General features: G+C 46.6%; 7 protein-coding genes and 1 pseudogene. 7 read left to right on the top strand and 1 reads right to left on the bottom strand.

The window, feature by feature from the left end; all coding sequences use genetic code 11:
- Window positions 1-222 precede the first annotated feature (222 nt).
- The 7 genes and pseudogenes from rpmH to mnmC form a co-directional block, all read left to right on the top strand.
- Window positions 223-357, top strand: a complete 135-nt coding sequence (gene rpmH / locus IC571_RS10455; RefSeq protein ID WP_082784010.1) for a 50S ribosomal protein L34 — start codon at window positions 223-225, stop codon at window positions 355-357.
- Between the two features lie 7 nt (window positions 358-364).
- Window positions 365-682: a ribonuclease P protein component gene (rnpA, locus tag IC571_RS10450; protein ID WP_215316603.1), complete on the top strand. Its 318-nt coding sequence runs from the start codon at window positions 365-367 to the stop codon at window positions 680-682.
- Entirely contained in the window at window positions 683-919 is a 237-nt protein-coding gene (gene yidD, locus IC571_RS10445; RefSeq protein ID WP_215316601.1) for a membrane protein insertion efficiency factor YidD, read from the top strand.
- 20 nt (window positions 920-939) lie between these two features.
- Window positions 940-2610, top strand: coding sequence for a membrane protein insertase YidC (gene yidC, locus IC571_RS10440; RefSeq protein WP_215316599.1), 1671 nt, complete (start codon window positions 940-942; stop codon window positions 2608-2610).
- 32 nt (window positions 2611-2642) lie between these two features.
- Complete coding sequence (mnmE, locus tag IC571_RS10435; RefSeq protein ID WP_215316597.1) at window positions 2643-4007, top strand: tRNA uridine-5-carboxymethylaminomethyl(34) synthesis GTPase MnmE; 1365 nt, start codon at window positions 2643-2645, stop codon at window positions 4005-4007.
- Window positions 4008-4118: 111 nt separating this feature from the next.
- Window positions 4119-5984, top strand: coding sequence for a phosphoenolpyruvate carboxykinase (GTP) (locus IC571_RS10430; RefSeq protein ID WP_215316596.1), 1866 nt, complete (start codon window positions 4119-4121; stop codon window positions 5982-5984).
- Window positions 5985-6020: 36 nt separating this feature from the next.
- Window positions 6021-7112: pseudogene (gene mnmC / locus IC571_RS10505) on the top strand (FAD-dependent 5-carboxymethylaminomethyl-2-thiouridine(34) oxidoreductase MnmC); the annotation flags it as partial.
- On the opposite strand, the gene IC571_RS10425 reads toward mnmC, so the two are convergent.
- Window positions 7082-9739 carry a DNA topoisomerase III gene (locus IC571_RS10425; protein ID WP_215316594.1) on the bottom strand — a complete coding sequence of 886 codons (2658 nt, stop codon included), beginning with the start codon at window positions 9737-9739 and terminating at the stop codon, window positions 7082-7084. The pseudogene mnmC and the gene IC571_RS10425 overlap by 31 nt on opposite strands.
- Window positions 9740-9841 lie beyond the last annotated feature (102 nt).

Raw genomic sequence — 9841 nt, 5'->3', positions numbered from 1 at the left:
ATTTTTGGAGGATCCATTGTAGCGATCTCATAAAGTTATCCACAAGGCAAAAAGTCGTGGAAATCCTGTGGATAACTTGTGAATAAACAAAAAAATTACTTATAAATTAACTATTTAGATAAAAAACACTCAAAAATAGTGAAAAACACCTACATATTTATTGAGATAGATTGACCTTTTGCTCTGCAACAAGGAAAATATTGGGTTTTGCAGGGATCTATCATGAAAAGAACGTACCAACCATCAGTAACCCGTCGTAAGCGTACACACGGATTTCGTGTTCGCATGAAAACCAAAAGCGGTCGTGCCGTATTAAATGCACGTCGTGCCAAAGGTCGCAAACGCTTAGCTGTTTAATTCACAGTTGAATAGCGCAAGGATTTCTGAATTACTCAAAACGCGCCCTAAAACAAACTTGTATTGGGGCATGTATTCTGCGGGCGCTGCAAACGCTGTCAATCCTGATTTAGGAATTGCGGTTGCCAAGAAATTGGCAAAACGCGCGGTGGATCGTAACCGCATCAAAAGAATGATTCGCAGTTTGGTTTGGGCAGCACAAGCAACAAGCTTAAACAAAGATGTTGTAGTTAAGCTCAAGAAACCAATTGGCCAACAAACGCGCGGTAGGCTCAGAAAAAAAGAGAAAGATCTCCTTCGGTCCCAGGTGGCGGAGCTTATTTAATTGCGCATCTTAAATGCCGTCGCAACTAAAATCATTAGAGGCTATCAGCTAGCGCTGAGCCCTTATTTGGGATCGCGCTGTAAGTATGTGCCGACATGCTCGCAGTATGCTTGCGACTGTTTTCATCACTATGGATTTCTCAAGAGTGTCGGGCTCACAGGCTGGAGAATATTGCGCTGTAATCCTTGGTCACATGGCGGTTACGATCCTGCTGTAAAACATACATCACACCAGTAAACATTAGTAAAGCAAATTAAATGGACTTTAAAAAAACAATTCTTTGGGCTGTGTTTTCCTTATCGGGGCTCATGCTTTACAACAACTGGCAGGTTTATGAAGGCAAACCCTCCATGTTTGCTGGCCCCCAGCAAAATGTGAGCGCTACAGCGGCTGATAAAGCCAATGGAATAAAAGCGGACGCGCCCGTTGCAATTTCTGGTGCTGCAACACCACAAGCACCCACAGCAAAAACCGTCACCACCGATAATGCGCAAACTTTTACGCTAGAAAACGATCTTTTATCTTTGCAGATTAGCTCTGCTGGCGCGAACGTGATTGACGCTAAGTTGTTAAAAGAATTAACGGCCGATGAAAAGCCAGTAGAAATTTTTAAACATACAGCAACACATACCTATGTAGCTCGTTCGGGCTTGGTGGCGGTAGGTAATGTTGACTTGCCGAATCACAATAGTGTTTTTAAGCTTGATCGCTCAGGTAAAGATGGCTCTGGAAGACCGTTTTTAGTTTTATCAAGCGAGCGCAATGGTGTGAAGTTGGAAAAAACCTTTCTTCTGAATCCAGGGAGCTACGATGTGTATGTTGGACACCGTGTCACTCAGATCTCCGCCAATGCCGTGCCATTAAATTTGTATACAGAGATTGTTCGTGACGGCTCAGAAGAAGCAAAAGTTGGTCCGTTTGGCGGCGCATTCTCTGCAAGCACCTTTACGGGGCCTGCTATTTACACCGATGGTGATAAGTTTAAAAAAGTTCCTTTCGCTGATTTAGAGAAAAATAAATTTGTGGCACCAGCGCAAATTGCCGCAGGTCAGCCGGGTTGGGTGGCAATGGTTCAGCATTACTTTGCCAGCGCTTGGATTCCAGATGCAAAACTAGTTCGAGATATTTACTCTGGAAGATTAGATAACGGCCTGTATCGAGTAGGCATGCAGAGCCAGCTGGGAACAATTGCTGCTGGCACAACCATTACAGCAAACGCGCAACTCTTTGTTGGCCCGCAAGAAGAGCGTATGTTGGAAAAAATTGCCCCCGGCCTTGAGTTGCTAAAAGATTATGGTTACTTAACCATCTTGGCAAAACCCATTTTTTGGTTGCTTGAACATATCCACAATATTGTTGGTAACTGGGGTTGGTCAATTATTCTTCTGACCATTTTGATCAAGTTGGTTTTCTTCCCGCTCTCCGCTGCTAGCTATAAATCCATGGCTCGTATGAAAGAGGTGCAACCACGTTTAATGGCCATGAAAGAGCAGTACAAGGGTGAGCCACAAAAGTTAAATCAAGCGATGATGGAAATGTATCGCAAGGAAAAGATCAATCCACTGGGTGGATGTTTGCCAGTGGTGATTCAGATTCCAGTGTTTATTTCCTTATATTGGGTGCTGCTATCTTCTGTGGAAATGCGCGGCGCGCCTTGGGTTTTGTGGATCCATGACCTATCAGTTCCAGACCCATATTACATATTGCCTGTGATCATGGCTGTGTCTATGTTTGTGCAGACCAAGCTCAATCCAACACCACCAGATCCAGTGCAGGCCAAAGTGATGTTGTACATGCCGATTGTTTTTTCGATCATGTTCTTCTTCTTCCCTGCCGGCCTTGTTTTGTATTGGGTGGTGAACAACCTATTGTCAATTGCACAACAGTGGCAAATTAATAAACTATTTGGCAAAAAACCTGCCAAATAAAAATGGCATAGGTTTATCGAGGGCGAATAGCAATGATGACGCGTAAGATCCCCATCATTGCTATTGCTACCGCCCCCGGCAAGGCGGGTGTGGGCATTATCCGCATTAGCGGCCAGAATTTAACAGGGCTTATTCAGGCCCTTTTTCAAAAGAATCTTCAAGCAAGACAAGCAACACTACTGCCCCTTCGGGATCGGCTTGGGCAGCTTATTGATCAGGTGCTGGCAATTTATTTTGTCGCACCAGCTTCATTTACGGGCGAGGACATTCTTGAGTTGCAGTGTCATGGCGGTCCGCATTTGCTGGAGTTGGTTATGCAGCGATGCCTTGAGTTGGGGAAGCCTATTGGCCTTGAAATTGCTGAGCCTGGCGAATTTAGTTTGCGTGCTTATCTGAATAACAAGATTGATTTGGCTCAGGCCGAAGCAATTGCGGATTTGATTGATGCACAAAGTGAGGCTGCCGTACGAGGTGCTGCAAGATCTTTGCAGGGCAACTTCTCAGAAAATGTGAATGGCCTAGTTGAAGAAATTACCCAATTACGCATATTGGTGGAGTCCACCCTAGATTTTCCTGAAGAGGAGATTGAGTTTTTAGAAAACGCTCATGCGCGCGAACGTTTAAGCGCCGTTAAAACAAAACTGCAAACATTGCAAACTGGCGCTAAGCAAGGCAAGATTTTGCGAGACGGTATACAACTGGTTTTGGTTGGCGCTCCAAATGTGGGTAAAAGCTCTTTATTAAATACCTTGGCTGGTGAGGAGGTTGCAATTGTTACTGCAATCGCGGGCACCACTCGAGATCGGGTTAAGGAAAGCATCCAAATTGAGGGTGTGCCGATGCATGTGATTGATACGGCCGGATTAAGACAAACCTCAGATGAGGTTGAGGCAAAAGGAATAGAGCGAACCTGGGAGGCTATTCATTCCGCTGATCTCGTCATTTTCCTTAGCGCCCCGAATGTAGAGCCAGAAGACCCGGACCTGAAAAACTGTGTTTTAGAAGCCGTTCCTCCTAAATGTCCAATTTTGGAGGTAGTTAATAAGGCCGATCTTTTGGGGGACGACGACAGCCCTGCCGTAGATGGCGCCCTCGAGATTTCGGCCAAAACCGGACAGGGAGTGGATGCTTTAAAGCAAGAAATCCTAAAAAGGGTTGGCTGGGGCGGCACACAGGAGGGCGTCGTTGTGAGCCGAAGACGCCATCTAGACTGTATCGAGAGGGCCTCAGAACATATTGCAAGATCTGAGCAATTCGCAGCAAATGGCAACAATTCACTGGAATTGCTCGCAGAAGAGCTCGCTTTAGCCCAAAATCACCTTGGACAAATTACCGGGAAACTTCTTCCGGATGACCTTTTGGGCAAAATTTTCAGTCAATTTTGTATCGGCAAATAGAGCCCTAACACAGCCCTGAACCCCTAGATATGTACAGGCGGTCAATACGGCAAATATGACCAAAATGTTAAAATCATCGGATTAAAAAATTCAATTTTCATAGGGAAACATATGACCTCAACTGCTAGCGGCCAAATCAATGTAAATGCGCCGGCTTACCTAAAAAACCAAAATTTAATTAAATGGGTTGCAGAGGTTGCTGCCCTTACGAAGCCTGATGCCATTCGCTGGTGTGATGGCTCTCAAGCTGAATATGATGAGTTTTGTGAGTTGTTGGTTAGCGCGGGCGTTTTCAAGCGTCTAAATCCTGCCAAGCGGAAAAACTCATTTTTAGCCTTGTCCGATCCTGAGGATGTAGCGCGCGTTGAAGATCGTACATTTATTTGTTCTGCCAAAAAAGAAGATGCTGGTCCTACCAATAACTGGGTAGAGCCAAGCGAAATGCGTGCAACATTGCAGCCTTTGTTTGATGGCTGTATGCGCGGTAGAACAATGTATGTCGTGCCATTTTCAATGGGTCCTATTGGATCTCCAATCGCACATATTGGTGTTGAGCTCTCCGATAGCCCTTATGTTGCAATCAATATGCGCCTCATGACCCGCATGGGCAAAGCAGTTATTGATCAACTGGGCGCCGATGGCGAATTCGTTCCTTGTATTCACACTGTGGGCAAGCCATTGGCTGCCGGCGAAAAAGATGTTGCTTGGCCAAACAATAAGACCAAGTACATTGTTCACTACCCAGAAACTCGTGAGATTTGGTCCTTTGGTTCAGGTTATGGTGGTAATGCTTTGTTGGGTAAGAAATGTTTTGCGTTGCGCATCGCATCCAATATGGGCCGCGACCAAGGTTGGTTGGCTGAGCACATGTTGATTTTGGGTGTGACATCTCCTGAGGGCAAGAAATACCATATTGCTGCAGCATTCCCTTCGGCTTGTGGAAAAACCAATTTCTCCATGATGATTCCACCAAAAGGATTTGATGGTTGGAAAGTAACTACCATTGGTGATGACATTGCATGGATCAAGCCACGTAAAGATGCGGTTACTGGCAAGACCCGTTTGTTCGCGATTAACCCAGAGTCTGGTTACTTTGGCGTTGCTCCTGGCACGAATCGTCAAACCAATCAAAACTGTATCGACTCCTTAAATCAAGATGTGATCTTTACTAACGTAGGTTTGACAGATGACGGTGATGTTTGGTGGGAAGGTTTGACAGAGACCCCTCCTGCACATTTGATCGATTGGCAAGGCAAAGATTGGACGCCAGCTGATGGCGCAGCCGGCCGCAAAGCTGCTCACCCAAACTCACGCTTTACGGTGGCTGCAACTAACAATCCTGCGGTAGATCCTAAATGGGATGACCCAGAAGGCGTTCCAATTGATGCATTCTTGTTCGGCGGCCGTCGTTCCAATACGGTGCCTTTGGTAAGCGAAGCTCGGGATTGGGTTGAGGGTGTTTACATGGCCGCTACTTTGGGCTCTGAAACCACTGCAGCTATTACTGGCCAGATCGGTGTTGTTCGTCGTGACCCATTTGCAATGATCGCATTCGCTGGTTACAACATGAGCGATTACTTCCAGCATTGGCTCAATATCGGCAAGAAATTAGAAGCCGAAGGCGCGGTATTGCCAAAAATTTATTGCGTGAATTGGTTCCGCAAAGATGAAGGCGGCAAATTTGTATGGCCAGGTTTTGGTGAAAACATGCGCGTTCTCTCGTGGATCTTAAATCGTGCAGAGGGCAAAGCAAATGGTAAAGAAACCCCATTTGGTATTACGCCTGAGTACGCCGATATGCATTGGGGTGGCTTGGATTACTCCCCAGAGAAATTTGCTAAAGCGATCACCGTTGCAATCGATGAATGGAACAATGAGCTGAAGCTGCATACTGAATTGTTTGAGCATCTTGGTGAGCGTTTGCCTAAAGAGTTAAAAGAAACTCGTGCCAAGATCGAACAACGTTTGAGCGCTTAATTCATAAAGCAATTCTCGTTTTATTAAAAGTTATTAATGACCAAACCCCAACACCATGACATCGTGGTGATTGGGGCTGGTATCTGTGGCGCAACCATCAGCAATGAGTTGCTTGCCCGCAATCAGTCGGTCTGCGTTGTTGATGCTGGTGGCTCTCCCGCCAGCGCTTGCTCGAGGCATGCTTATGCTATCGCGCATCCCCATATAGGAAAAGGCTCGCCCCGTTTATTGCGCTTAACTCGATTGGCTTTTTTATTGGCCGAGGCGAGGTGGGGTGAGAGTTGGCGCGCCCATGGCATTTTTCAGCCAACTAAAAAAGGGAAAACATTTGATCGCGCAGAGCTTGTTGAGCACCTACGTTCATTAGAGCTTGGCGAGGATATCGCTATACCCTTGGACGGTAAAGAGGCTGAAAAAGTTTGTGGAATCCCACAAAGTGGCGTTTGGATTTCAAGAGGCGCCTGCTTGGATTTGTCGAAGGCGAGCAAAGACCTTTTGCAACCACAGCAAGGTTTGACATGCTTGTGGAATACAGAAGTTGCAAAGCTTGAACAGCGTGACGGCAAATGGTTTCTATTGGACTCAGATGATCGAGTAATCGTTTCCGCAAATAAGGTGGTGATCGCCGCGGCAATGGAGAGCAAAAAGTTACTCAATAGCATGGGGGTTCGTTTGCCTTTAAAGCCGGTGCGTGGGCAGCTGAGCATGTTCTCGATTAAACCAAATGATCCGTGGGTTCAAAAGTTGCCTAAGGTCGGATTATCTGGTGATGGCTACTGCTTGCCTGCAGAACGATTAAGCAATGGAGGCTACCGCTGGATAGTTGGCTCGAGTTTTGATGAGGGTGAGGATGATCTCATCCCAAGACAGGCAAGTGATGACTTTAATCGCGAACAAGCTAAAAATTTGGTGAACTATTTAGATGGAGATACCAGTAGTCTTGTAAAGCATGACCACTTTGTGGGCGTGCGGTGTGTTGCCGGCGATCGTTTGCCTATTATTGGCGCGCTTCCCCATCGACCAGGAATATTCCTTGCAACCGCTCTGGGATCGCGAGGAATATTGTGGTCTGCTTTGGCGGCGAAATTAATTAGCGCTCAACTACTTGCAGATGACTTCGCTTTGCTAGCCCGCTTGGGTTTTGCCGCCGACTTAGTAGCAGCGCTGGCACCCGCCCGTTTTTTGGCGGGCGCTTTAGCGGCGCCTGGTGCTTTGGCCTCAAACTCAAAGCCAATTTTTCCATCAGAGCCCAAAGCTAAATAAGCCTTAAAGCCACGCCCGGTACGATTGGACTTGAAGTTGCTCAGCAAGTCCGTTTTGCCCTCTTTTAAAAGTTTTTGAATCTGCTCGGCAGGCACCTCTTGTTGCAGCACCACTTTGCCAGTCTTAAAGTCGCAGGTCTTATTGGGGCCAGTATTGTTTTCGCATACGTAACGCATGCCATCTTCATATACCGCGCCTGAGCATTTTGGACAAACTCCTAAGGCTTGGCGTCCCGTGAAATCAATTGCTTCGGTTTCATCGTCTTGCGTGTTGCCAAAATCAAATTCGAGTTTGTAGCCAGCGTTTGGATAGTCGGCATCGTCCTCTGGGATTTCAGTAAGCTTAATAATTGCCGCGAAAGGGCGCCCCATTTTGCTGCGGAACCCTTGAAGAGGCCCAATCGTTTTTTCACGCAAAAGCTCTTCCACTTCTGGATATTCAAATGCGCGACCACCGGGTGTTTTGCTAATCGTAAAACCACATTTTTCACAGGCAAAGCGACGATAGTTTTCTTTTACCGGCCCTTTGCAGTGTGGGCAAGGAGTTGACAGAGTGGCGTAGTCACCAGGAATGGTGTCGCTGTCATATTCTTTTGCGCGCTTCACAATGCGCTGAGTCATTTGCGCGATTTCTTGCATGAAGGTATCGCGATTCATCTTGCCGTGCTCGATGAGGGACAGCTTGTTTTCCCAGCTACCCGTTAAGTCTGGGCGAGTGAGTTCTTCAACATCAAGTCCACGCAACAGCGTCATTAATTGGAATGCTTTTGCGGTCGGTATAAGCTCGCGAGCTTCACGCACAATATACTTTTCTGCTAGCAGGCCTTCGATAATGGCGGCACGCGTTGCCGGTGTACCTAGGCCCTTCTCGGCCATAGCCTCACGCATCTCATCATCATCAACCCACTTGCCCGCGCTTTCCATGGCGGAAAGTAAGGTTGCTTCTGAATAGCGTGCAGGCGGTTTTGTTTTCAGTGGAACAGCAACGACGGATTCTGTTTGCACAGACTCGCTCTCTTGAACTGGTGCAAGCTCATCATCTGCTTGGTTGGACTTGCCATAAACAGTTAACCACCCAGGGTTAACAAGCACGCGACCTTCCGTCTTGAAATGGTGGCCTGAGGTTTCTGTAATGCGAGTGGTTACTTTAAATTCGGCAGCAGGATAAAAGACTGCTAAGAAGCGACGCACCACGAGGTCATATAACTTTGCCTCAGGCTCGCTGAGGCTTTTTGGCGCTTCCAGCGTTGGAATGATCGCAAAGTGATCCGAAATCTTGGAGTTATCAAAGATGCGTTTATTAGGATTGATCCAACCGTAGCCAGCTTTTGCATCCTTGGGGTCTCCTTGCAAAATCTGTTTAGCAAATGGCCGATATTCTTGAGAATGCTCTGCTAGGTTTTCGACAGTTTGCTTAACGGTATCTAAGTAGTCTTCAGGAAGTGCTTTTGCATCAGTACGTGGATATGTCAGAACTTTGTGGCGCTCATAAAGTGCCTGCGCCAAACCCAAAGTATTTTTTGCTGAGAAACCAAAGCGCGCATTTGCTTCACGTTGCAAACTGGTAAGGTCAAACAGTTGTGGGGCAAGTTGTGTTGCAGGTTTCGATTCTTCAGTAACGTTGGCTTTTTTCCCGCGACAAGCAGTCACAATACTTTGCGCCGCTGCTTCACTCCAGAGGCGGTTCTCGCGAGCGTCTGGCTCAGCAACATCCTTTTTAAACTTAGGATCAAACCAGCGGCCTTCATAGATGCCAGCTGCCGCGATAAATTCGGCTTTTACTTCCCAATAATCTTTCGATACAAATTTGCGAATGAGCTCTTCACGTTCAACCACGATAGAGAGTGTGGGCGTTTGAACGCGCCCAACGGTAGTTAAAAAGAATCCGCCACTTTTGCTATTGAAGGCAGTCATTGCCCTAGTACCATTAATGCCTACAAGCCAATCCGCTTCAGAGCGGCAACGTGCAGCATCAGCCAAAGGCTGCATGTCTTCATCGGTACGTAAGTTTGTAAATCCTTCTCGTATTGCGGCTGGCGTCATGGACTGCAGCCAAAGCCGTTTTACAGTTTGTGACGCTTTTGCATGTTGTGCAATTAATCTGAAAATTAGTTCACCTTCACGTCCCGCGTCACACGCATTAATGAGTGAGGCGACATCTTTCCGTTTAATCAGTTTTTGCAAAACCTTTAAACGTGATTCTGTTTTGGCAATAGGGCGCAGATCAAAATAAGGCGGCACGACAGGAAGGTTGGCAAAAGACCATTTGCCACGCTTAACGTCATATTCTTCAGGAGCGGCAATTTCCAATAAATGACCGACTGCAGAAGAGATCAGAAAATCATCGCTCTCAAAATAGTCTTCATATTTTGTAAATCCGCCCAAGGCTTTGGCAATGTCATTGGCGACTGAAGGTTTTTCGGCAATGATGAGTGCCTTAGGGTGGTCTACCGAAGAGGTTTTGGAGCTGCTTTTGGAAGGTGCTTTTGCCACGCGTTTGCCTAAATTTGAGCTGAAATGAATGTTTTTGCTGGGTAATAAGGAGAGCCAATTTAACCTGAATTTGGCTTTACCCCCTCTAAACCCTCTTTTTTA

The sequence above is a fragment of the Polynucleobacter sp. MWH-UH2A genome, from assembly GCF_018687195.1.
Lineage (GTDB): Bacteria > Pseudomonadota > Gammaproteobacteria > Burkholderiales > Burkholderiaceae > Polynucleobacter.
This window is presented reverse-complemented; position numbering and strand designations above follow the sequence as displayed.

What these genes read in the sequence shown, in the direction of transcription:
- rpmH (WP_082784010.1), top strand. Translation starts at nt 223, where the DNA reads ATGAAAAGAACGTACCAACCATCAGTAACCCGTCGTAAGCGTACACAC.
- IC571_RS10430 (WP_215316596.1), top strand. Translation starts at nt 4,119, where the DNA reads ATGACCTCAACTGCTAGCGGCCAAATCAATGTAAATGCGCCGGCTTAC.
- mnmE (WP_215316597.1), top strand. Translation starts at nt 2,643, where the DNA reads ATGATGACGCGTAAGATCCCCATCATTGCTATTGCTACCGCCCCCGGC.
- yidC (WP_215316599.1), top strand. Translation starts at nt 940, where the DNA reads ATGGACTTTAAAAAAACAATTCTTTGGGCTGTGTTTTCCTTATCGGGG.